We start from the raw sequence: 24,504 nt of genomic DNA on the forward strand, positions 1-24,504 counted from the left end.
TTGCCAACCTTGTTTAGTGCAAGTTGTGGGAGCTGGCTTGCCAGCGAGCTTTTGGGCCTATTGAAAAACTCGCTGGCAAGCCAGCTCCCACGGTCTTTAATACAGGTCCACCGGGTCGACATCCAGCGACCAGCGCACCTGGCGGCCGCTGGGCATCTGCTCGAGCATCAGCAGCCAGCTGGCGATCAGGCGATGCAGCGGCGCCCGGGCGCTGGCCTGCAACAGCAGCTGCGCGCGGAAGCGGCCGGCGCGGCGCTCCATGGGGGCTGGCACCGGGCCGAGCAGTTCGATGCCCACCAGCTGCATTTGTTCCCGCAGGCGTTCGGCCTCGCTGCAGGCTTCATCCAGGAACGCTTCGGCCTGGCCCGGCTTGTGCGCCTCGGCGCGCAGCAGCGCCAGGTGGGCGAAGGGCGGCAGGCCGGCGGCGCGGCGTTCGCTCAGGGCCTGCTCGGCGAAGGCGAAATAGCCCTGTTCGGTGAGTTGCACCAGCAGCGGGTGGTCGGCCAGGTGGGTCTGGATGATCACCCGGCCGGGCTCTTCGGCGCGGCCCGCACGGCCCGCCACCTGCACGATCAGCTGGGCCATGCGCTCGCTGGCGCGGAAGTCGCCGGAGAACAGGCCGCCATCGGCATCCAGGATCGACACCAGGGTGACCCGCGGGAAGTGATGCCCCTTGGCCAGCATCTGTGTGCCCACCAGGATGCACGGCTGGCCCTTCTGGATGGTGGCGAACAGCTGGTTCATTGCGTCCTTGCGCGAGGTGCTGTCGCGGTCCACGCGCAGCACCGGGTAGTCGGGGAACAGGATGCTCAGGCGCTCCTCGGCGCGCTCGGTGCCGGCGCCCACCGGCCGCAGGTCCACGGTGTTGCACTTGGGGCAGTGGCGGGGCACGCGCTCCACGTGGCCGCAGTGGTGGCAACGCAGTTCGCCGTAGCGCTGGTGCACGGTGGTGCGCGCGTCGCAGCGCGGGCACTCCGACATCCAGCCGCAGTCGTGGCACAGCAGCGTCGGCGCGAAGCCGCGGCGGTTGAGGAACACCAGCACCTGCTGGCCGGCCGCCAGGGTCTGGCCAATGGCCTGCTGCATGGGGCCACTGATGCCGCTGTCCAGCGGCCGGCTTTTCACGTCCAGGCGCAGGAACTTGGGCTGCTTGGCGCCGCCGGCGCGGTGTTCCAGCTTCAGCAGGCCGTAGCGGCCGGTGTAGGCGTTGTGCAGGCTTTCCAGCGACGGCGTGGCCGAGCCCAGCAGGATCGGGATGTTCTCCTGGCGCGCGCGCACCAGCGCCAGGTCGCGGGCGTGGTAGCGCAGGCCTTCCTGCTGTTTATAAGAGCCGTCGTGCTCTTCGTCGATGATGATCAGGCCGGGGTGCTTCATGGGCGTGAACAGCGCCGAGCGGGTGCCGATAATAATGTCGGCCTCGCCGTCGCGCGCCGCCAGCCAGGCGTCCAGGCGCTCGCGGTCATTGACCGCCGAATGCAGCAGGGCGATGCGCGCGTTGAAGCGCTGCTCGAAGCGCGCCAGGGTCTGCGGCCCCAGGTTGATCTCGGGGATCAGCACCAGCGCCTGCTTGCCGGCCTCCAGGGTCTCGCGGATCAGCTGCAGGTAGACCTCGGTCTTGCCGCTGCCGGTGACCCCGGCCAGCAGGAAGGCGTGGAAGCTGTCGAAGCCGGCGCGCACCGCCTCGAAGGCCGCCCGCTGTTCGGGGTTGAGCGGCAGCTCGGGCTGCGCCAGCCAGTGTTCGTGGCGCACCCCGGGGGCATGCCGGCGCACCTCCACCTGCACCAGCTCTTTTTCCAGCAGCAGGTCCAGGCTGCCCTTGTTCAGGCCCAGCTTGCTCAACAGCTGGTGCGGCACACCGTGGGGGTGCTGGGCCAGGGTGGCCAGGGCTTCGCGCTGGCGAGGGGCGTTCTTGATGCGCGGGTCGTCCTGGCGCGCGCTGGGCGCAGCCAGCCAGAAGCGCTCCTGGCGCGCCTCGGCGGGCTCGCCCTGGCGCAGCAGCACCGGCAGGGCCCAGCTCAGGGTGTCGCCCAGGCTGTGCTGATAATATTGCGCGGTCCACAGGCACAGCTTGAACAGCGCCGGTGGCAGCGGGCTGACCGGGTCCAGCAGGGCCACCGCCGGCTTGAGCTTGTCGGCCGGCACGTCGCTGGTGTCGGCCACCTCGATCAGGATGCCGATCATCTCCCGGCGCCCGAACGGCACGCGCAGGCGCATGCCCGGGGTGAACGCGCTGGCTGGCATGCCGGCTGGCGCCCGGTAGTCGAACAGGCGTCGCAGCGGCGAGGGCAGGGCGAGGCGCAGAATGACGTCGGGCACGCGTGGGGGCTCTCTGAAGTAGGGGGTGATTGCAGGGGCGCAGCCTACCAGACGACAGTCGGTGCAAGCGATAACTTGCGTGTTTGACAAGGTCTGATAAGATACGCGGCCTAATTACGTGCGGTATTCAACAATGGTGTTGGATGGCGGCACGCAGCCTGAGGAAGTGACCATGAAACCAGAAATTCATCCAGCGTACGAAGCCGTTGACGCCACCTGCAGCTGCGGCAACGTCATCAAGACCCGTTCGACTCTGTGCAAGCCACTGAGCCTGGACGTTTGCTCCGAATGCCACCCGTTCTACACCGGTAAGCAGAAAACTCTGGACACCGGCGGCCGTGTTGACCGCTTCCAGAAGCGTTTCGGCGGTTTCGGCGCTCGCAAGGTTTGATCTAACGATCGAGCTGGTAAAGAAAGGTGTCCTTCGGGGCACCTTTTTTTTGCCTGTTTTTTGAACAATAGAAGCTCTGGATTGTTCACATAAATTAAATTAATTGTAGACAGTCGCAAGCCCCGCCGGCCGTGGCCCTGCGGCCAAAGTCCAATAGCCAGGCGCTTAAACCAAGTGACCGGCCAGTCTTGTCGCCTGTTTGCTGGGCGAGTATCCTCGGCGCTTCTAAAAGTCCATAGCACAAGCGGAACGCCAAAATGTCAGATTTGAAAACTGCCGCTCTCGAGTACCATGCCCAGCCACGTCCTGGGAAACTGAGTGTCGAGCTGACCAAACCCACCGCCACTGCCCGTGACCTGTCGCTGGCCTACAGCCCAGGTGTGGCCGAGCCGGTCCGCGAAATCGGTCGCGACCCAGAGCTGGCCTACAAGTACACCGGCAAGGGCAACCTGGTAGCAGTCATCTCCGACGGCACCGCCATTCTCGGCCTGGGTAACCTGGGCCCACTGGCTTCCAAGCCAGTGATGGAAGGCAAGGGCGTTCTGTTCAAGCGTTTCGCCGGCATTGACGTGTTCGACATCGAAGTCGACTCCGAAAGCCCGCAAGCCTTCATCGACACCGTCAAGCGTATCTCCATCACCTTCGGTGGCATCAACCTGGAAGACATCAAGGCACCCGAGTGCTTCGAGATCGAGCGCGCCCTGATCGAACAGTGCGACATTCCAGTGTTCCACGATGACCAGCACGGCACCGCCATCGTCACCGCGGCCGGCATGATCAACGCCCTGGAAATCGCCGGCAAGACCCTGGAAGACGCGAAGATCGTCTGCCTGGGCGCTGGCGCTGCAGCCATCTCCTGCATGAAGCTGCTGGTGAGCATGGGTGCCAAGGTCGAGAACATCTTCATGATCGACCGCACCGGCGTGATCCACGCTGGCCGTGACGACCTGAACCAGTACAAGGCCGTGTTCGCCCACGCCACTGACAAGCGCACCCTGGACGACGCCATCGAAGGCGCTGACGTGTTCGTCGGCCTGTCGGGCCCGAACCTGCTGAGCGCCGAGCAACTGAAGCGCATGGCGGCCAACCCGATCGTGTTCGCTTGCTCGAACCCAGATCCGGAAATCTCGCCAGAGCTGGCCCACGCCACTCGCAGCGACGTGATCATGGCCACCGGCCGTTCGGACTACCCGAACCAGGTCAACAACGTGCTGGGCTTCCCGTTCATCTTCCGTGGTGCCCTGGACGTTCGCGCCAAGCGCATCAACGAGGAAATGAAAATCGCCGCCGCCAACGCCCTGCGCGAACTGGCCAAGCTGCCGGTGCCTCAGGAAGTGTGCGACGCCTACGGCGGTATCGGCCTGGAGTTCGGCCGTGAGTACATCATTCCGAAGCCAATGGACGCTCGCCTGATCACCGTGATCTCCGACGCCGTGGCCAAGGCCGCCATCGAGACTGGCGTGGCTACCCTGCCGTACCCGAAGAACTACCCGCTGAAAAGCGTGGATGACGTGTTCAACGGCTAACCGCAGCCGGTAACAAAAAAGCCCGACTCATTGAGTCGGGCTTTTTTGTGGGTCTTGCATTATCCGTGTAGCCGCTGCCGCCAGGCTGCGCTGGCCGGCGTGAGCCCTGGAGATCTTCAGTGAAGCACAGGGCCAGCGCAGCCTGGCGGCAGCGGCTACGGGATTGGGCGCGCCTTAGAACAGATCGATAGGCGCCGACTCGTCCGCCGGCAGCGGGCTGCCAGGGGCGCTGCCGTTGCCCAGTTCGTTGACCGACGGCGGCGTGTCCTCGCTCTTGAACAGCTCGAAGTAGGCGTTCGGCGTGCTCGGCGTCGCCGCGCGGCCGCTGATCGGGTCTACGCGCAGGCTGACGATGCCTTCCGGCTCGGCCTGGGTGTGGGCCGGCTTGTCCTTCAGCGCGGCGGCCATGTAGTTCATCCAGATCGGCAGTGCCACGGTGCCACCGAACTCACGGCGGCCCAGGCTTTCAGGCTGGTCGAAGCCGGTCCACACGGTGGTCATGTAGTCGGCGTTGTAGCCCGAGAACCATGCATCCTTGGAGTCGTTGGTGGTACCGGTCTTGCCGGCCAGGTCGCTGCGGCCCAGGGCCATGGCGCGGCGGCCGGTGCCCTTCTTGATCACGTCCTCGAGCATGCTGTTGAGGATGAACGTGGTGCGGCCATCGACCACCCGGGTGGCCACGGCTGGCGGCTCGGTCAGCGCCGGGCTGGTGGCGCCGGTGATCAGCGAGTGCTCCGGTGCGGCGACGCCCGGCGCGGTGGCGGCGGCGCTGGTGTCGGCCGGCACACTGGGCGGGTTGGCGACGAACAGGGTGTCGCCGTTGCGGCTCTCGATCTTCTGGATCAGGTACGGCGACACCTTGTAGCCGCCGTTGGCGAAGGTGCTCCAGCCGGTCGCGATCTCGATGGGCGTGAGGGTGGCGGTACCCAGGGCCAGCGACAGGTTCGGCGGCAGGTCCTGCTTGTTGAAGCCGAAGCGGGTGATGTAGTCGATGGTCGGGTTCACGCCCAGCGCCTGCAGCACGCGGATCGACACCAGGTTGCGCGACTTGTACAGCGCTTCGCGCAGGCGGATGGGGCCCAGGAAGGTGTTGGTGTCGTTCTTCGGCCGCCAGACGTTGTCCATGTTGGCGTCGGCGAACACGATGGGGGCGTCGTTGACCAGGGTGGCCGGGGTGTAGCCGTTGTCCAGCGCCGCGCAATAGATGAACGGCTTGAAGCTGGAGCCTGGCTGGCGCTTGGCCTGCACGGCGCGGTTGTAGTTGCTCTGCTCGAAGGCGAAGCCGCCCACCAGGGCGCGGATGGCGCCGTTCTGCGGGTCAAGCGACACCAGCGCGCTCTGCACCGTCGGCACCTGGCTGAACTTCAGGGTGCCGTCCGGCTGTGGCTGCACACGAATCAGGTCGCCCACCTGGGCCACGTCCGACGGCTGCGCCGGGGCGCGGCCCTGGCTGTTGGTGTTGAGGAAGGGGCGGGCCCACTTCATGGTGTCCCAGGCCACGTGCTGCTGCTCGCCGTTGCGGTTGAGCACGCTCAGGCCGCCCTTGTCCACCTGGGTGACGATCGCCGGCTCCAGGCCGTTGAGCGGCCGTTGCTTGGCCAGCTCCTGCAGCCAGGCGTCGCGGGTCTTGCCCGGCAGGCGCGATTCGGGGCCGCGGTAGCCGTGGCGCTGGTCGTATTCGATCAGGCCGGCGGAGACGGCGGCGTTGGCGTCTTCCTGCAGGTTGCTGGGCACCGTGGTGGTGACGCGGAAGCCTTCGGTGTAGGCGTCGCTGCCGTAGCGGCCGACCATCTCGGCGCGGGCCATCTCGGCGATCCACGGCGCGTTCACTTCCGGGGTCGGCACGTGGTAGCTGGCGTTGATCGGCTCGGCCAGGGCGGTCTGGTACTCGTCCTCGGTGATCTTGCCCAGCTTGTACATGCGGCCCAGGATCCAGTCGCGGCGCTCCTTGGCGCGCACCGGGTTGGCCAGCGGGTTGAAGCGCGACGGCGCCTTGGGCAGGCCGGCGATCATGGCCATCTGCGCCAGGCTGATGTCGCGGATCGACTTGCCGTAGTACACCTGCGACGCGGCATCGATGCCGTAGGCGCGGTTGCCCAGGTAGATCTTGTTCACGTACAGCTCGAGAATTTCATCCTTGGTCAGCTGGCGTTCGATCTGCAGGGCAAGGAGAATCTCCGTGGCCTTGCGGGAGAAGCTACGCTCACTGCTCAGGAAGTAGTTCTTGGCTACCTGCATGGTGATGGTACTACCGCCCGTCTGAATGTGGCCGCTGCTGAACAGCTGGCCGGCGGCGCGCATCAGGCTGCTGGGATCCACACCGTAGTGATTGGCGAAATTATCGTCTTCGGCCGACAGCAGCGCTTGAATGAAGTGCGGCGGAATTTCGGCGAATTTGATTGGAGAACGGCGCATTTCGCCAAACTCGGCGATCAACTTGTTGTCGCTGCTGTATACCCGCAGCGGTATCTGTAGCTGCACGCTCTTGAGCGCGTCTACAGACGGCAGGCTGGGGCTAAGATACAGGTAGGCACCGCTCAGGCCGAGCAGCAGGCCACAGAAAACGGCGACGAAGGACCACCAGAAAAACTTCAGCAGGCGTATCAAGGCTTTTGGATTTCCAGATAAAAGAATGGGTTACGCACAAGGCACGGCGACCAGGGCAAAAGTGCTGGGCATTATAAGCATTTTTAGACACAGAGCGTTATTTGCGCTTCTGTCAAGACTGCTATTAAATGCTTCGTACTATAAGTGGTCCGTAAGTCACGGATAATGATAGGGAATCGGGCGTGCTTGGACTCTTCGGCAAGAAAGCAAATTCGCTTTTGGGGATCGACATCAGCTCGACATCGGTGAAGCTTCTGGAGCTCAGTCGCTCCGGCAACCGGTTCAGAGTCGAAGCCTACGCGGTTGAGCCCCTCCCGGCCAACGCGGTGGTGGAAAAGAACATCGCGGAGCTCGAGGGCGTGGGCCAGGCCTTGTCACGCGTGCTGGTCAAGGCCCGCACCAGCGCCAAGACCGTGGCCGTGGCGGTCGCAGGTTCCGCTGTCATTACCAAGACCATCGAGATGGACGCTGCGCTTTCCGAAGACGAAATGGAAAACCAGCTCAAGGTCGAGGCCGATCAATACATTCCCTACCCGCTTGAAGAGGTCGCCATCGACTTCGAGGTGCAGGGCTATTCGGCGCGCAACCCCGAGCGGGTGGACGTGCTGCTGGCGGCCTGCCGCAAGGAAAACGTCGAGGTGCGCGAGGCGGCCCTGGCCCTGGCCGGCCTGACGGCGCGCGTGGTCGACGTCGAGGCCTACGCCCTGGAGCGCGCCTTCGGCCTGCTGGAACCGACGCTGATGGAAGGCGAGGGCCCGCTGACCGTGGCCGTGGTCGACATCGGCGCCACCATGACCACCCTCAGCGTGCTGCACAACGGCCGCATCATCTACACCCGCGAACAGCTGTTCGGTGGCCGCCAGCTCACCGAGGAGATCCAGCGCCGCTACGGGCTGTCCATGGAAGAGGCGGGCCTGGCCAAGAAGCAGGGCGGCCTGCCTGACGACTACGTGGCCGAGGTGCTGCAGCCGTTCAAGGACGCCGTGGTGCAGCAGGTCTCGCGCTCGCTGCAGTTCTTCTTCGCTGCCGGCCAGCACAACGACGTCGACTACATCCTGCTGGCCGGTGGCACCGCCTCCATTTCCGGCCTCGACCAGCTGATCCAGCAACGCCTGGGCACCCCGGCCATGGTCGCCAACCCCTTTGCCGACATGGCCCTGAGCAGCAAGGTCAACGCCGGCGCCCTGGCCAGTGACGCGCCAGCGCTGATGATTGCCTGCGGCCTGGCGTTGAGGAGTTTTGACTGATGGCGCGCATCAACCTGCTGCCGTGGCGCGAACAGCTGCGCGAAGAACGCAAGAAACGCTTCCTGCTGGCCCTGGCCGGCGTGGTGGTGGGCGGTGTCGGCATCATCCTGCTGGCCGACCAGTACTACAGCCATGCCATCGACCAGCAGAACGCCCGCAACGCCTACATCCAGACGCAGATCACCGCCCTTGACGAGCGCATCAAGCAGATCGCCGAGCTGAAGGCGCGGCGCAAGCAACTGATCGAGCGCATGAAGATCATCCAGGACCTGCAGGCCAACCGCCCGATCATCGGCCACCTGTTCGACCAGCTGGCGCGCACCGTGCCGGACGGGGTGTATTTCACCGACGTGAAGATGACCGACAAGAGCATTGCCGTGTCCGGCTCGGCTGAATCCAACAATCGTGTATCGGACCTGATGCGCAACATGGAAGCTTCGCCGTGGATGGCCGCCCCCAGCCTGACCGAGGTCAAGGCCAAGCCGGGCGCGGACCAGCAGCAGACCAACAGCAACAATTTCCAGCTCACGGTCCGCCAGACCTCGCCCGCCACCGAGGAGAACGCGAAATGAATTTCTCCGAATGGATGGATGGCCTGCGCAAGATCAACCTCAGCGAGCTGGACTTCAACAACCTGGGCTCCTGGCCGCCGGCGATGAAAGGTATCGCCGGGGTGCTGCTGATGGTGTTGATCCTGGCCCTTGGCTACAACTTCCACATCAGCGACATGGGTGACGAGCTGGAGCGCGCCCGCGCCCAGGAACAAACGCTCAAGGAGCAATACGCCAGCAAGGCATTCCAGGCGGCAAACCTGGAGGCCTACACCCAGCAGATGAAGGAAATGGAAATTTCCTTCGGCGCCATGCTGCGCCAGCTGCCTAGTGACACCGAGGTGCCGGGCCTGCTGGAAGACATCACCCGCACCGGCCTGGGCAGCGGCCTGGAGTTCGAGGAAATCAAGCTGTTGCCCGAGGTCACCCAGCAGTTCTACGTCGAGCTGCCCATCCAGATCACCGTGACCGGCAACTACCACGACCTGGGCACCTTCGTCAGCGGTGTGTCGAGCCTGCCACGCATCGTCACCCTGCATGACTTCGAGGTGAAGCCGGTGGTCGACGGCAACACCACGTTGCTGCGCATGAACATCCTGGCCAAGACCTACCGCTACCACGACGGTGACAAGGACAAGGGGCCGGGCCCGGCCCAGGACAAGGGAGCGGCCAAATGAGGGCAGCATGCAGCCTTGTGCTGATCGGTTTCATGGCCCTGCTTTCCGGCTGTGGCAACGGCGATTTCGATGACCTGAAAGCCTACATGGATGGCGTCAAGGCACGGCCCCGGGGGACGATCGAGCCTATCCCCAAGTTCGCCCCCTACGAGCCGTTCACCTACCAGGCCTCGGCCTTGCGCAGCCCGTTCCAGCCGCCGGTCAAGATCGACCTGGCGCACCGGCAGAAGGGCGCCAGGCAGGTCAAGCCCGATCCCACCCGGGTCAAGCAGTTCCTGGAAGGCTTCAACATCGAGCAGTTTGAAATGGTCGGTACGCTGGCCAACGAAACCGGCAAGTTCGCCCTGATGAAGGGCGCCGGTGGGGTTTACCGCATGAAGGTGGGCGACTACCTGGGCCGCAACGAAGGGCGAATCGTGTCGATCACCGATTCGCAGGTCGACGTGGTCGAGATTGTCCCCGATGGCGAGGGCGGCTGGCTGGAACGGCCGCGCACCATCACTTTGAAAGAACGCTCATAACGGGCCTGGTCACGCACGCATAGTGGAAATCGATAATGAATAGGATGCTTTCAGCCCTTGGTCTCTCGCTATGGATGGCGCTGCTTTCGCCTGCCTTGATGGCGGCCACCCTGAAAACACTGGATGTGGCGGCGTTGCCAGGGGACCGGGTTGAGCTCAAGCTGACCTTCGACGCCCCCGTGCCGGCGCCACGCGGCTACACCACCGACCAGCCGGCGCGCATTGCCCTGGACCTGCCCGGGGTGACCAACGGCCTGGCTACCAAGACCCGTGACCTGGGCGTGGGCAACGCCCGCAGCGTGACCGTGGTGGAAGCCAAGGACCGCACCCGGCTGATCGTCAACCTCACCAACCTGGCGCCCTACGGCACCCGCGTGGAAGGCAACAACCTGTTCGTGATGATCGGCCAGGGCGCCAGCAACCTGGTGGGTGGCTCGGTGGCCCGTGCCCCGGCGCCTGCCGCCGCTGCCCCGGTTGGCGCGCTGCCACGCACTGCGGTGGCCAGTGCGGCGCCGTCGCGCCCGGTGTACGGCCAGCCAGCCGGCCGCGCCATTCGCAACGTCGACTTCCAGCGCGGCGAGCAGGGCGAAGGCAACGTGTTGCTCGACCTCAGCGACCCAAGCATCAGCCCCGATATCCAGGAGCAGGGCAACAAGATCGTCCTGACCTTCCCCAAGACCCAGCTGCCTGAGCCGCTGCGCGTGCGCCTGGACGTCAAGGACTTCGCCACCCCCGTGCAGTTCGTCAACTCCACGGCCTCGGCGGACACCGCCACCGTGACCATCGAGCCGGGCGGCACCTTCGACTACTCGGTGTTCCAGACCGACAACAAGCTGACCGTCAGCGTGCGCCAGGTCACCGCCGAGGACATCGCCCGCAAGAACGCCGATCGCTTCGTGTACACCGGCCAGAAGCTGTCGCTGAACTTCCAGGACATCGACGTGCGTTCGGTGCTGCAACTGATCGCCGACTTCACCAACCTCAACCTGGTGGCCAGTGACACCGTGCAGGGCGGCATCACCCTGCGCCTGCAGAACGTGCCGTGGGACCAGGCCCTGGACCTGGTGCTCAAGACAAAGAACCTCGACAAGCGCAAGGTCGGCAACGTGCTGCTGGTGGCGCCGGCGGCGGAAATCGCCGCCCGCGAGCGCCAGGAGCTGGAGTCGCAGAAGCAGATCGAGGAGCTGGCGCCGCTGCGTCGCGAGCTGCTGCAGGTGAACTACGCCAAGGCCGCCGACATTGCCAAGCTGTTCCAGTCGGTGACCAACTCCAAGACCAAGGTGGACGAGCGCGGCTCGATCACCGTGGACGAGCGCACCAACAACATCATCGCCTACCAGACCCAGGACCGCCTGGACGAGCTGCGGCGCATCGTCGCCCAACTGGACATTCCGGTGCGCCAGGTGATGATCGAGGCACGCATCGTCGAGGCCAACGTCAACTACGACAAGAGCCTGGGCGTGAGCTGGAGCGGTGCGACCAACGGCTCGGGCAGCAGCAAGTGGACCGTGGCCGGCACCCAGACCACCAGCACCAACACCTTCGTCGACCTGGGCGCCACCAGCGCCACCTCGGGCATCGGCCTGGGCTATGTGTCCAACAACCTGACCCTGGACCTGCAGCTCAGTGCCATGGAAGCCACCGGCAACGGCGAAGTGGTGTCGCAGCCCAAGGTGGTGACCTCGGACAAGGAAACCGCGCGCATCATCAAGGGCACCGAAGTGCCGTACCAGGAGTCCTCGTCCAGCGGTGCCACCTCGGTGGCGTTCAAGGAGGCCTCGCTGTCGCTGGAGGTGACCCCGCAGATCACCCCGGACAACCGCATCATCATGGACGTGAAGGTCAACAAGGATGAGCCCGACTACGCCAACGAGCTCAACGGCGTGCCGCCGATCAAGAAGAACGAGGTGAAGGCCAAGGTCCTCGTCAATGATGGCGAAACAGTGGTAATTGGCGGTGTTTTCTCCAATACCCAAACTAAAACGACAGACAAGGTGCCATTTCTCGGTGATGTGCCGTATCTTGGCCGCCTGTTTCGATCGGATACCGTGTCTGAGGCAAAAACCGAGCTGTTGGTCTTCCTCACTCCGCGTATCATGAATAACCAGGCGATTGCTGTGAGTCGTTGATTCTGTGCGAAATTTGATACTTGTTGGGCCAATGGGTGCCGGTAAGAGCACCATTGGTCGATTGCTGGCCAAAGAGCTCCGGTTACCGTTCAAGGATTCCGACAAGGAAATTGAACTGCGCACGGGTGCGAACATTCCTTGGATCTTCGATCAAGAAGGCGAAGCCGGTTTCCGTGACCGCGAGCAGGCCATGCTGGCCGAGCTGTGCGGCTATGACGGGCTGGTGCTGGCCACCGGTGGCGGCGCGGTGATGCGCGGTGAAAACCGCCAGGCCCTGCACGCCGGTGGCCGCGTGGTCTACCTGCATGCCTCCGTGGAGCAGCAGGTGGGCCGCACCGCCCGTGACCGCAACCGGCCACTGCTGCGCACCGCCGACCCTGCGGGCACGCTGCGTGCGCTGCTGGCCGTGCGCGACCCGCTTTATCGGGAAATTGCCGACCTGATCGTGGAAACCGACGAGCGGCCGCCACGCATGGTGGTGCTCGACATTCTCGAACGGCTGGCGCAGTTGCCGCCCCGCTGACGCGAATCGTCATGGAGTGCCCGCGCAAATGCGCTATCCTCGGCATCGCCCCGGCTTGCCAGCCAGGGTGCATGTCGACAAATAATAAATCCTGAGACAGGGCGACGGGCCCGGCTTCACTGTGGGGAAACATGCAGACAATCAAGGTCGAACTGGGTGAGCGCAGCTACCCGATCTACATTGGCGAAGGCCTGCTGGGCCAACCCGAGTTGCTGGCACCGCACATTGCCGGTCGTCAGGTGGCCATCGTCACCAACGAGACCGTCGGCCCCCTCTACCTGGAACAGCTGAGCCGCGCCCTGGGCGCCTACTCGGTGACCTCCGTGGCCCTGCCGGACGGCGAGGCCTACAAGAACTGGGAAACCCTGCAGCTCATCTTCGATGGCCTGTTGACCGCCCGTCATGACCGCCGCACCACCATCATCGCCCTGGGCGGCGGCGTGGTCGGCGACATGGCCGGCTTTGCCGCAGCCTGCTACCAGCGCGGCGTCGATTTCATCCAGGTGCCTACCACGCTGCTGTCCCAGGTCGATTCGTCGGTGGGCGGCAAGACCGGCATCAACCACCCGCTGGGCAAGAACATGGTGGGCGCGTTCTACCAGCCCAACGCCGTGGTCATCGACACCGCCAGCCTCAAGACCCTGCCGGCGCGCGAGCTGTCCGCAGGCCTTGCCGAGGTGATCAAGTACGGGCTGATCTGCGACGAGCCGTTCCTGGGCTGGCTGGAAGACAACGTCGACGCCTTGCGCGCGGTGGACCAGACCGCCCTGACCTACGCCATCAAGCGCTCCTGCGAGGCCAAGGCCGAAGTGGTCAACGCCGACGAGCGCGAGACCGGCGTGCGCGCCACCCTGAACCTGGGGCACACCTTTGGCCACGCCATCGAGACCCAGATGGGCTACGGCGTGTGGCTGCACGGTGAAGCCGTGGCCGCCGGCACCGCCATGGCCCTGGAAATGTCCATGCGCCTGGGCTGGATCAGCCAGCAGGCCCGCGACCGCGGCATCCGCCTGATGCAGCGCGCCGGCCTGCCGGTGGTGCCGCCGGCGGACATGACCCCCGCACAATTTCTCCAGCATATGGCCGTCGACAAGAAAGTGATCGATGGCCGCATGCGCCTGGTGTTGTTGCGTCACCTTGGCGAAGCCGTGGTGACCGACGATTATCCAACTGAAGTTCTACAAGCCACGCTGGCGGCGGATTACCGCGCCATCGCGGCTTCGCTTTGAGGTAATAGAGTTCGATGACACTGCACGCCGATGAGGCCTTTCTGGGCCACTACCAACTGGACCACGACCCCTTTGCGGCCCGTGTGCCGGGCTTCAAGTTCTTCCCCGCCCAGCGCAAGCCGGTGCTGGGGCAGCTGCACCACCTGGCGCGCTACAGCCAGCTGCTGCTGGTAGTCACCGGCCCCGAGGGCAGCGGCAAGACCCTGCTGCGCCAGGCCCTGGTGGCCAGCACCAACAAGCAGTCGGTGCAGAGCGTGGTGGTATCGGCCCGCGGCGCCGGCGACGTGGCCAGCGTACTGGCCCAAGTGGCCCAGGCGCTGAACCTGGCCAAGGCCGACACCCAGGCGATCCTGGCCCAGGTAGTACAGCTGGCCCTGACCGGCCAGGAAGTGTATTTGCTGGTGGACGATGCGGAACAACTTGAGGAATCCGCACTCGAAGCCCTGCTGACGTTGGCAGCCGGTACCCCGGAAGGCCGCCCCCACGTGTTCCTGTTCGGCGAGGCGTCGGTGATCGACGGGCTGGAGCAGCTGAGCGCCGAGCAGGAGCTGTTCCACGTTATCGAGCTGCAACCGTACAGCGTCGAGGAAACCCGCGAGTACCTGGCCCAGCGTCTGGAAGGGGCAGGGCAGGGGATCCAACTCTTTACCAATGATCAGATTGCCGACATTCACGAAAATTCCGAAGGCTGGCCCGGCGCAATCAACCAGGTCGCCCGTGATGCAATGATCGAGGCCATGATCGCTAGCCGCTCGGCGGTGAAGCGTCCATCTATGGGGTTCAAAATGCCGAAAAAACACGTACTGGCACTGACCGGGGTTGTGGTGATCGCCGTGGCTGCGGCGGCCCTGCTGCCGGGCCGCAAGTCTGCCAACGCGCCTACAGCGCCGGCTACCGAACAGGCGCAGCTGCCGCTGGGCCAGGGCACGCCGGGCAACGCCCAGCCGAACCAGGACGGCAGCAACGCCGCCATCGAGTTCGCCGGCAACTCCAAGCCCATGCCGCTGCCGCTGGTCGGCCAGTCGCAGCCCGTGATGCGTGGCCCGCTGGCCGAGGCCGCAGGTGCGGGTGATGGCGAGGAAACCACGCCAATCGCCCATGGTTCCTCGGCGCCGCCCACTGTGACCACCACCGCGCCGCCACCTGGCGTGCCGGCAGGCCCTGCAGCCACGCCAGTGCCGGTGCCAACCCCCGCGCCTGCCCCCGTGGCCGCCGCGCGCCCTGCACCGGCGCCTGCGCCTGTGCACAAGGCGCCAGTACAGGTGGCTACCGCCAAGCCCGAGCACAAGGCCGTCGAGAAGAAGCCTGAGCCCGTGGCCGCTGCCAAGCCTGCCGCAGGCGGTGCTGGCGCTGGCTGGTACAAGGGCCAGGCCGCTGGCAACTATGTGGTGCAGATCCTGGGCACCAGCAGCGAAGCCACCGCGCAGAACTACGTGAAAGAGCAGGGCGGCGAGTACCGCTACTTCAAGAAAACCCTGCAGGGCAAACCCCTGTACGTGATCACCTACGGCAGCTTCAGCAACCGCGATGCAGCGGTTGCGGCAATCAAGAACTTGCCAGCGAAGGTCCAGGCTGGTAAACCTTGGCCTAGAAGTGTCGCCAGCGTCCAACAAGACCTGGCATCGACGCGCTGAATGCCGCAAGCCCTGACCCTATGGCGGTCGGGGCCTTGTCCGGTGGCACCATCCCCGCCACCCCGCTGAGCGTCTCCTGATACGACCTCAAGCCTGCTGCGCAGAACGCGGCAGGCTTTCGTGTCCCAGACTGTCTGTGGTTACCCCCATTGCAGTCCAGGCTGATAAGCTTCAGACTCAAGCATCGTTGCTACCACAACACCTTGCTTAAAACTTATAGAATTGCGACATGATTTTGTGCGGAGTCGCCGTGCAAATTTGTGGGCGACCCTGTCGCTGTGTACAATGACCTCCCTTTTGCCCCTGCAAAGCTGGCGTACGTTCGGCGCGGTTGGTAAGCGGTTGAATTGAAAAGAAATTTGTCCCCCAAGGGGGCAGCCTGGTGAGAAAGTGTCTATGAAAACAGGTCTGTACCAACCCGATGAATTCAAGGACAACTGTGGCTTTGGGCTGATTGCCCATATGACCGGCGAACCCAGTCACCACCTGTTGCAAACAGCCATCGAAGCCCTGACCTGCATGACCCACCGCGGTGGGATCAACGCGGACGGCAAGACCGGTGACGGTTGCGGCCTGCTGATGCAGAAGCCCGATCAGTTCCTGCGCGCCGTCGCCCAGGAAACCTTCGGCGTCGAGCTGCCCAAGCAGTACGCCGTGGGCATGGTGTTCCTGAACAAGGACGACGCCCGCGCCGATGCCGCGCGCGAAAACATGAACCGCGAGATCCTGGCAGCCGGCCTGAACCTGATCGGCTGGCGCCAGGTGCCTATCGACACCAGCGTCCTGGGCCGCCTGGCTCTGGAGCGCCTGCCGAAAATCGAGCAGGTGTACATCGGTGGCGAAGGCCTGAGCGACCAGGAATTCGCGATCAAGCTGTTCAGCGCCCGTCGTCGCTCGTCCGTGGCCAACGCCGCCGACACCGACCACTACATCTGCAGCTTCTCGCACAAGACCATCATCTACAAAGGCCTGATGATGCCGGCGGACTTCACCGCCTTCTTCCCGGACATGAGCGACGAGCGCATGAAGACCGCCATCGCGGTCTTCCACCAGCGCTTCTCCACCAACACCCTGCCGAAGTGGCCGTTGGCGCAGCCGTTCCGTTTCCTCGCCCACAACGGCGAGATCAACACCATCACCGGCAACCGCAACTGGGCCCAGGCCCGTCGCACCAAGTTCGCCAACGACCTGATCCCGGACCTGGAAGAGCTGGGCCCGCTGGTCAACCGCGTGGGTTCCGACTCCTCGAGCATGGACAACATGCTGGAGCTGATGGTCACCGGCGGTATCGACCTGTTCCGTGGCGTGCGCATGCTGATTCCGCCAGCCTGGCAGAACGTCGAGACGATGGACCCCGACCTGCGGGCGTTCTATGAGTACAACTCCATGCACATGGAGCCGTGGGACGGCCCGGCCGGCGTGGTACTGACCGAAGGTCGCCATGCCGTCTGCCTGCTGGACCGCAACGGCCTGCGCCCGGCCCGCTGGGTAACCACCAAGAACGGCTACATCACCCTGGCGTCGGAAATCGGCGTGTGGAACTACAAGCCTGAAGACGTCGTGGCCAAGGGCCGCGTCGGCCCGGGCCAGATCTTCGCCGTGGACACCGAGACCGGCCAGATCCTCGACACCGACGCCATCGACAACCGCCTGAAGTCGCGCCACCCCTATAAGCAGTGGCTGCGCAAGAGCGCCCTGCGCATCCAGGCCACCATGGAAGACAACGACCACGGGTCGTCTTTCTATAACCCCGAGCAGCTCAAGCAGTACATGAAAATGTACCAGGTCACCTTCGAGGAGCGTGACCAGGTGCTGCGCCCGCTGGGCGAGCAGGGCTACGAGGCCGTGGGCTCCATGGGCGATGACACGCCGATGGCGGTGCTGAGCCAGCGCGTGCGCACCCCGTACGACTATTTCCGCCAGCAGTTCGCGCAGGTCACCAACCCGCCGATCGACCCGCTGCGCGAAGCGATCGTGATGTCCCTGGAAATCTGCCTGGGCGCCGAGCGCAACATCTTCCAGGAGTCGCCTGAGCACGCTTCGCGCGTGATCCTCAGCTCGCCGGTCATTTCCCCGGCCAAGTGGCGCTCGCTGATGAACCTCGACCTGCCAGGCTTCGAGCGGCAGATCATCGACCTGAACTACGACGAGAGCGTGGGCCTGGAAGCGGCCGTACGCAACATCGCCGACCAGGCCGAAGAAGCCGTGCGTGCCGGCCACACCCAGATCGTGCTCAGCGACCGTCACATTGCCCCGGGCAAGCTGCCGGTTCACGCCTCGCTGGCCACCGGCGCGGTGCACCACCGCCTGACCGAGAAAGGCCTGCGTTGCGACAGCAACATCCTGGTGGAGACCGCCACGGCACGCGACCCGCACCACTTCGCCGTGCTGATCGGCTTCGGCGCCTCGGCGGTCTATCCGTTCCTGGCCTACGAAGTGCTGGGCGACCTGATCCGTACCGGTGAAGTGCTGGGCGACCTCTACGAGGTGTTCAAGAACTACCGCAAGGGCATCACCAAGGGCCTGCTGAAGATCCTGTCGAAGATGGGCATCTCCACCGTGGCCTCGTACCGCGGCGCGCAGCTGTTCGAAGCCATCGGCCTGTCCGAGGAAGTCTGCAACCTCAGCTTCCGTGGCGTGCCAAGCCGCATCAAGGGCGCGCGCTTCGTCGACATCGAAGCCGAACAGAAAGCCCTGTCCGTCGAAGCCTGGAGCGCGCGCAAGCCGATCCAGCAAGGCGGCCTGCTGAAGTTCGTGCACGGTGGCGAATACCACGCCTACAACCCTGACGTGGTCAACACCCTGCAAGCCGCCGTGCAGCAGGGCGACTACGCCAAGTTCAAGGAATACACGTCGCTGGTGGATAACCGCCCGGTGTCGATGATCCGCGACCTGTTCAAGGTCAAGGAAGCGGCCACGCCGCTGTCGATCGACGACGTCGAGCCGCTGGAAGCCATCCTGCAACGTTTCGACTCGGCGGGTATCTCGCTGGGTGCGCTGTCGCCCGAGGCTCACGAAGCCCTGGCCGAAGCGATGAACCGCCTGGGCGCGCGCTCCAACTCCGGTGAGGGCGGCGAAGACCCGGCCCGCTATGGCACCATCCGCAGCTCCAAGATCAAGCAGGTTGCCACCGGCCGTTTCGGTGTTACCCCCGAATACCTGGTCAACGCCGAAGTGCTGCAGATCAAGGTAGCCCAGGGCGCCAAGCCGGGCGAGGGCGGCCAGCTGCCAGGCGGCAAGGTCAACGGCCTGATCGCCAAGCTGCGCTACGCGGTACCGGGCGTGACCCTGATCTCGCCACCGCCGCACCACGACATCTACTCCATCGAAGACTTGTCGCAGCTGATCTTTGACCTGAAACAGGTCAACCCGGCCGCACTGGTTTCGGTGAAGCTGGTGGCCGAGGCAGGCGTGGGTACCATCGCCGCCGGCGTGGCCAAGGCCTATGCCGACCTGATCACCATCTCCGGCTATGACGGCGGTACCGGTGCCTCGCCACTGACCTCCATCAAGTACGCGGGCGCACCGTGGGAGCTGGGCCTGGCCGAGACCCACCAGACCCTGCGCGGCAACGACCTGCGCGGCAAGGTGCGGGTACAGACCGACGGCGGCCTGAAAACCGGCCTGGACGTGATCAAGGCAGCCATCCTGGGCGCCGAGAGCTTCGGCTTCGGCACCGCGCCGATGATCGCCCTGGGCTGCAAATACCTGCGCATCTGCCACCTGAACAACTGCGCCACCGGCGTAGCCACCCAGAACGACAAGCTGCGCAAGGACCACTACATCGGCACCGTCGACATGGTCATCAACTTCTTCACCTACGTGGCAGAAGAGACCCGTGAATGGCTGGCCAAGCTGGGCGTGCGCTCGCTGGGCGAGCTGATCGGCCGTACCGACCTGCTCGACGTGCTGGAAGGCCAGACCGCCAAGCAGAACCACCTGGACCTGACGCCGCTGCTGGGCAGCTCGCACATTCCGGCCGACAAGCCGCAATTCTGCGAAGTGGACCGCAACCCGCCGTTCGACCAGGGCCTGCTGGCCGAGCAAATGGTCGAAATGGCCAAGGGCGCCATCGCTGCCAAGTCCGGCGGCGACTACAGCCTGGACATCTGCAACTGCGACCGTTCGATCGGTGCCCGTATCTCGGGTGAAATCGCCCGTGCCTACGGCAACCAGGGCATGGCCAACGCGCCTGTGACCTTCCGCTTCAACGGCACCGCGGGCCAAAGCTTCGGCGTGTGGAACGCCGGTGGCTTGAATATGTACCTGGAAGGCGACGCCAACGACTACGTGGGCAAGGGCATGACCGGCGGCAAGCTGGTGATCGTTCCGCCCAAAGGCAGCCCGTTCAAGACCCAGGACAGCGCCATCATCGGCAACACTTGCCTGTACGGCGCCACGGGCGGCAAGCTGTTCGCCGCCGGTACCGCGGGCGAGCGCTTCGCCGTGCGTAACTCCGGTGCCCACACTGTGGTGGAAGGCACTGGCGATCACTGCTGTGAATACATGACCGGTGGTTTTGTCTGCGTACTGGGCAAGACCGGCTACAACTTCGGCTCCGGGATGACCGGTGGTTTCGCCTACGTGCTGGACCTGGACAACAGCTTCGTTGACCGCGTCAACCACGAACTGGTGGAAATCCAGCGCATCAGCGGCGAAGCGATGGAGGCCTACCGCAGCCACATCGAACGCGTGCTGGCCGAATACGTGGCAGAAACCGATAGCGAGTGGGGCCGTAACGTCTGGGAAAACCTGGACGACTACCTGCGCCGTTTCTGGTTGGTCAAGCCCAAGGCTGCCAGCTTGAAATCGTTGCTCACCAGCACCCGTGCCAACCCGCAGTGATATGCGCCTGAAGAAGTTGATGAGGTTTTAAAATGGCTGAACGTCTGAATAATGACTTCCAGTTCATCGAGGTCGGGCGCAAGGATCCGAAGAAGAAACTGTTGCGTCAGCGCAAGAAAGAGTTCGTGGAAATCTACGAACCCTTCAAACCCCAGCAGTCGGCCGACCAGGCCCACCGCTGCCTGGGTTGCGGTAACCCGTACTGCGAATGGAAGTGCCCGGTGCACAACTTCATTCCCAACTGGCTGAAGCTGGTGGCCGAGGGCAACATCCTCGCCGCCGCCGAGCTGTCGCACCAGACCAACACCCTGCCTGAAGTGTGCGGCCGGGTGTGCCCGCAAGACCGCCTGTGCGAGGGTGCCTGCACCCTCAACGACGGTTTCGGCGCGGTGACCATCGGTTCGGTGGAGAAGTACATCACCGACACCGCGTTCGCCATGGGCTGGCGCCCGGACATGTCCAAGGTCAAGCCGACCGGCAAGCGCGTCGCCATCATTGGCGCCGGCCCTGCCGGCCTGGGCTGCGCCGACGTGCTGGTGCGCGGTGGCGTGACCCCGGTGGTGTTCGACAAGAACCCGGAAATCGGTGGCCTGCTGACCTTCGGCATCCCCGAGTTCAAGCTGGAAAAGACCGTGCTGAGCAATCGTCGCGAAGTCTTCACCGGCATGGGCATCGAGTTCCGCCTGAACACCGAGGTGGGCAAGGACGTGACCATGGAGCAACTGCTCGAGGAATACGATGCCGTATTCATGGGCATGGGCACCTACACCTACATGAAGGGCGGCTTCCCGGGCGAAGACCTGCCGGGCGTGCACGACGCGCTGGACTTCCTGATCGCCAACGTCAACCGCAACCTAGGCTTTGAAAAGTCGCCGGAAGATTTCGTCGACATGAAGGGCAAGAAGGTCGTGGTACTGGGCGGCGGCGACACCGCGATGGACTGCAACCGCACCTCCATCCGCCAGGGCGCCAAGGCCGTTACCTGTGCCTACCGCCGTGACGAGGCGAACATGCCGGGCTCGCGCAAAGAGGTGAAGAACGCCAAGGAAGAAGGCGTGAAATTCCTCTACAACCGCCAGCCTATCGCCATCGTCGGTGAAGACAAGGTCGAAGGCGTCAAGGTTGTCGAGACCCGTCTCGGCGAGCCTGACGCCCGTGGCCGTCGCAGCCCCGAGCCGATCCCCGGTTCCGAAGAGATCATCCCGGCCGACGCCGTGGTCATCGCCTTCGGCTTCCGTCCAAGCCCGGCGCCGTGGTTCGAGCAGTTCAGCATCCAGACCGACAGCCAGGGCCGCGTCGTGGCCCCGGAACAGGGCAAGTTCAAGCACCAGACCAGCAACCCGAAGATCTTCGCTGGTGGCGACATGGTCCGCGGTTCTGACCTGGTGGTGACGGCCATCTTCGAAGGCCGCAACGCCGCCGAAGGGATCCTGGATTACCTGGAAGTCTGATCCGATACCGCGTCGTACCATTCGCGGGCAGAGCCCGCTCCCACAGGGGCCAGTACATGCCCTGTGGGAGCGGGCTCTGCCCGCGAAGCGTTTATAAACGCCGCGGCAAATCGCCTCGATAGATAAAAGGCACGGCACACGCCGTGCCTTTTGCGTTCCAGTCTGGGAAAATGCTGGCACTTATCTGCCGGATGCTCCCATGACTGCCCTGAAGAACGACCGTTTCCTTCGTGCCCTGCTCAAGCAACCCGTCGACGTCACCCCTGTGTGGATGATGCGTCAGGCCGGTCGCTACCTGCCTGAATACCGCGCCAGCCGCGCCAAGGCCGGTGATTTCATGAGCCTGTGCATGAACCCGGCGTTCGCCTGCGAAGTCACCCTGCAACCGCTGGAACGCTACCCGCTGGATGCGGCCATCCTGTTCTCCGACATCCTCACCATCCCCGATGCCATGGGCCAGGGCCTGTACTTCGAGACCGGCGAAGGCCCACGCTTCAAGAAAGTGGTCAGCACCCTGGCCGACATCGAGGCGCTGCCGATTCCCGATCCGCAAAAGGACCTGGGCTACGTGATGGACGCCGTCAGCACCATCCGCCGCGAGCTCAACGGCCGCGTGCCGCTGATCGGCTTCTCGGGCAGCCCCTGGACCCTGGCCACCTACATGGTCGAAGGCGGCTCGTCGAAAGACTTCCGCAAGACCAAGGCCATGCTCTACGACAACCCGCACGCCATGCACCTGCTGCTGGACAAGCTGGCCCAGTCGGTCACCAGCTACCTCAACGGCCAGATCCTGGCCGGCGCCCAGGCCGTGCAGATCTTCGACACCTGGGGCGGCAACCTGTCGGCCGCGGCGTACCAGGAATTCTCGCTGGCCTACATGAAGAAAATCGTCAGCGGCCTGATCCGCGAGCACGAAGGCCGCAAGGTGCCGGTCATCCTGTTCACCAAGAACGGCGGCCTGTGGCTGGAAAGCATCGCCGACGCCGGCGCCGACGCGCTGGGCCTGGACTGGACCTGCGACCTGGGCGAAGCCCGCCGCCGCGTGGGTAACAAGGTGGCCCTGCAAGGCAACATGGACCCGACCGTGCTGTACGCCAAGCCCGAGGCCATCCGCGCCGAAGTGGCGCGCATCCTGGCCAGCTACGGCAACGGCACTGGCCATGTGTTCAACCTGGGCCACGGCATCACCCCGGAAGTGGACCCGGAGCATGCAGGCGCGTTCATCAACGCGGTGCATGAGTTCTCGGCGCAGTACCACCAGTAACGTCATTACTGACGATTGCTAAGGACTTTTCCTTCAAGCATTAGGAAACGTCTGACAGTAGCGTCCTAGGACGCCTCCGTACACTCGTCCCTCTTCTGATCTGAACAGGGACGTACTGTCATGAAACGTATCTTCACACCCGGTGCAGTGCTGGCGGCTGCCGGCATCGCACTGCTGGCCAGCCAGCAGGCGGCAGCCCACGGTTACATGAGCTATCCCCCCTCACGGGCCAAGCTGTGCCAGGACCGCCTGAACACCGATTGCGGTGGCGCGCAATATGAGCCCCATAGTGTCGGCGAAACCCTCAAGGGCTTTCCCGCCACTGGCCCGGCAGACGGCAAGCTGGCCAGCGGCCCGGACCGCTTCGGCGCCATGGACGCCCAGTCCGGGACGCGCTGGCACAAAACTGAAATCACCGACCGCGACATCGCCTTCGACTGGCGCTTCACCGCCGCCCACCCCACCACGGGTTGGGAGTATTTCATTACCCAGCCAGGCTGGAACCCCAACGAGCCGCTGACTCGCGCAAGCTTCGACCTGGCGCCGTTCTGCACCGTGGCCTTCGGCGGCGGCTTTCCTACCGGCGGTTCGAACGCCAACCCTGGTGACCTGGGGCAGAAGCACTCATGCACCCTGCCTGCCGACCGCCAGGGCTACCACGTGATCCTGGGCGTGTGGACCGTGCATGACACCGGCAATGCCTTCTACAACGCCGTGGACGTGGACATCCAGACCGACCCCTATGACGATGGCTGGAAAAAGGTCGGCTCGTTCGCGCCGCTGCCCCAACTGATCGCCGGCGACCAGGTGACGGCGCGCGCCTTCAGCGGTGCCGGGGAAAGCACCGATTATTCGGTGTCGCTGGAGATCGCCAGCAACGAACAGGGCCAGCAGGACACCTGGAGCCTGGCGCTGGCGCAAAAACTCAACGCCGCGCACCCGCTGGTGCGGGCCGGCCAGCGCAACGCAGAGGGTGTGATCGAAGCCCAGCGTGGCATGAACCTGCTCTATGCCCAACCCGACAGCGACGTGGTCAGCTACCAGATGGACTTCCAACTGGTGGGCGACCCACAGGCCTACGCGCGCCTGGAAGAGCTGCAGCCCGAGTATGAACTGCATCAGGGCCGGGTCGACGTTGACCTGAAGGTGGCCACCAACCGCAAGCTCAACGTCGACGTCACCCTGTTCGATGCCGAGCACAAGGCGGTGGGCAGCGTGCAGCAGGTGATCGATGCCACCACCGCGCCGCTGCGCATTGCCGTGCGCTCGAGCCCCGGTGCCCACCAGGCCAAGCTGATTGCGCGCAGCGACGATGGCCGTATCAACCTGCAGGCGCTGCACGACCTGACGTTGACCGGCGAGGCGGGCGGGGCTGATTACGACTACGTCTACGGCGAAGGCGTCGAGCATTACAAGGGCGGTACCACGGTGCTGCAGGCCAACGGCAAGGTCTACCGCTGCCTGTCCGACCAGCTCATGAGCTGGTGCCAGAACACCTCGCCCATTCATTACTCGCCGGGTGTTGGCCATGCCTGGCAAGAGGCGTGGGAAGAGCTCTGATCCTTGTTGCCGACCTGCCGGGTAAACGCTTGC

The 24,504-nt window shown here is 64.4% G+C and carries 16 protein-coding genes; 14 read left to right on the forward strand and 2 right to left on the reverse strand.

Annotated features, from left to right (window positions below; all coding sequences use genetic code 11):
• Positions 1–96: 96 nt before the first annotated feature.
• Positions 97–2,316 (reverse strand): primosomal protein N', encoded by a 2,220-nt coding sequence (locus tag AC0J42_RS02300; protein ID WP_473005143.1) that lies wholly within the window; start codon positions 2,314–2,316, stop codon positions 97–99.
• A 172-nt stretch (positions 2,317–2,488) separates the two neighbouring features.
• Here AC0J42_RS02300 and rpmE point away from each other — a divergent pair, with 172 nt between their 5' ends.
• Positions 2,489–2,707, forward strand: coding sequence for a 50S ribosomal protein L31 (gene rpmE, locus AC0J42_RS02305; protein WP_158154476.1), 219 nt, complete (start codon positions 2,489–2,491; stop codon positions 2,705–2,707).
• Between the two features lie 257 nt (positions 2,708–2,964).
• The gene (locus tag AC0J42_RS02310) at positions 2,965–4,233 is read left to right on the forward strand and encodes a malic enzyme-like NAD(P)-binding protein (protein ID WP_416422053.1); all 1,269 of its coding nucleotides are present in this window, start codon (positions 2,965–2,967) and stop codon (positions 4,231–4,233) included.
• A gap of 174 nt (positions 4,234–4,407) precedes the next feature.
• Here AC0J42_RS02310 and AC0J42_RS02315 read toward each other — a convergent pair whose 3' ends face one another.
• A complete protein-coding gene (locus AC0J42_RS02315; protein WP_416422054.1) occupies positions 4,408–6,840 on the reverse strand; it encodes a penicillin-binding protein 1A in 2,433 nt (810 codons plus the stop codon).
• A 182-nt stretch (positions 6,841–7,022) separates the two neighbouring features.
• Here AC0J42_RS02315 and AC0J42_RS02320 point away from each other — a divergent pair, with 182 nt between their 5' ends.
• The 12 genes from AC0J42_RS02320 to AC0J42_RS02375 all read left to right on the forward strand — a co-directional run bounded on the left by AC0J42_RS02320 (position 7,023) and on the right by AC0J42_RS02375 (position 24,471).
• Positions 7,023–8,087 (forward strand): pilus assembly protein PilM, encoded by a 1,065-nt coding sequence (locus tag AC0J42_RS02320; RefSeq protein ID WP_416422055.1) that lies wholly within the window; start codon positions 7,023–7,025, stop codon positions 8,085–8,087.
• Complete coding sequence (locus AC0J42_RS02325; protein WP_416422056.1) at positions 8,087–8,659, forward strand: PilN domain-containing protein; 573 nt, start codon at positions 8,087–8,089, stop codon at positions 8,657–8,659. The genes AC0J42_RS02320 and AC0J42_RS02325 overlap by 1 nt, the downstream gene beginning before the upstream one ends.
• The gene (pilO, locus tag AC0J42_RS02330) at positions 8,656–9,315 is read left to right on the forward strand and encodes a type 4a pilus biogenesis protein PilO (RefSeq protein ID WP_416422057.1); all 660 of its coding nucleotides are present in this window, start codon (positions 8,656–8,658) and stop codon (positions 9,313–9,315) included. The genes AC0J42_RS02325 and pilO overlap by 4 nt, the downstream gene beginning before the upstream one ends.
• Complete coding sequence (gene pilP / locus AC0J42_RS02335) at positions 9,312–9,836, forward strand: type 4a pilus biogenesis lipoprotein PilP (protein ID WP_416422058.1); 525 nt, start codon at positions 9,312–9,314, stop codon at positions 9,834–9,836. The genes pilO and pilP overlap by 4 nt, the downstream gene beginning before the upstream one ends.
• A 35-nt stretch (positions 9,837–9,871) precedes the next feature.
• Entirely contained in the window at positions 9,872–11,965 is a 2,094-nt protein-coding gene (locus AC0J42_RS02340) for a type IV pilus secretin PilQ (protein ID WP_473005144.1), read from the forward strand.
• Positions 11,966–11,969: 4 nt separating this feature from the next.
• Positions 11,970–12,488 carry a shikimate kinase AroK gene (gene aroK / locus AC0J42_RS02345; RefSeq protein ID WP_416422060.1) on the forward strand — a complete coding sequence of 173 codons (519 nt, stop codon included), beginning with the start codon at positions 11,970–11,972 and terminating at the stop codon, positions 12,486–12,488.
• Positions 12,489–12,619: 131 nt separating this feature from the next.
• On the forward strand, positions 12,620–13,717 hold the full coding sequence (aroB, locus tag AC0J42_RS02350; RefSeq protein WP_416422061.1) for a 3-dehydroquinate synthase: 1,098 nt from the start codon (positions 12,620–12,622) through the stop codon (positions 13,715–13,717).
• Between the two features lie 14 nt (positions 13,718–13,731).
• Positions 13,732–15,351, forward strand: coding sequence for an AAA family ATPase (locus AC0J42_RS02355; protein WP_473005145.1), 1,620 nt, complete (start codon positions 13,732–13,734; stop codon positions 15,349–15,351).
• Between the two features lie 396 nt (positions 15,352–15,747).
• Positions 15,748–20,196 carry a glutamate synthase large subunit gene (gene gltB / locus AC0J42_RS02360; RefSeq protein ID WP_416422063.1) on the forward strand — a complete coding sequence of 1,483 codons (4,449 nt, stop codon included), beginning with the start codon at positions 15,748–15,750 and terminating at the stop codon, positions 20,194–20,196.
• A gap of 32 nt (positions 20,197–20,228) precedes the next feature.
• A complete protein-coding gene (locus AC0J42_RS02365) occupies positions 20,229–21,647 on the forward strand; it encodes an FAD-dependent oxidoreductase (protein WP_158154464.1) in 1,419 nt (472 codons plus the stop codon).
• Between the two features lie 199 nt (positions 21,648–21,846).
• Positions 21,847–22,911, forward strand: a complete 1,065-nt coding sequence (hemE, locus tag AC0J42_RS02370) for a uroporphyrinogen decarboxylase (protein WP_416422064.1) — start codon at positions 21,847–21,849, stop codon at positions 22,909–22,911.
• Positions 22,912–23,031: 120 nt separating this feature from the next.
• Positions 23,032–24,471 carry a lytic polysaccharide monooxygenase gene (locus AC0J42_RS02375; RefSeq protein ID WP_473005146.1) on the forward strand — a complete coding sequence of 480 codons (1,440 nt, stop codon included), beginning with the start codon at positions 23,032–23,034 and terminating at the stop codon, positions 24,469–24,471.
• Positions 24,472–24,504: the final 33 nt, after the last annotated feature.

The sequence above is a fragment of the Pseudomonas sp. Tav-5-1A genome (assembly GCF_055755055.1).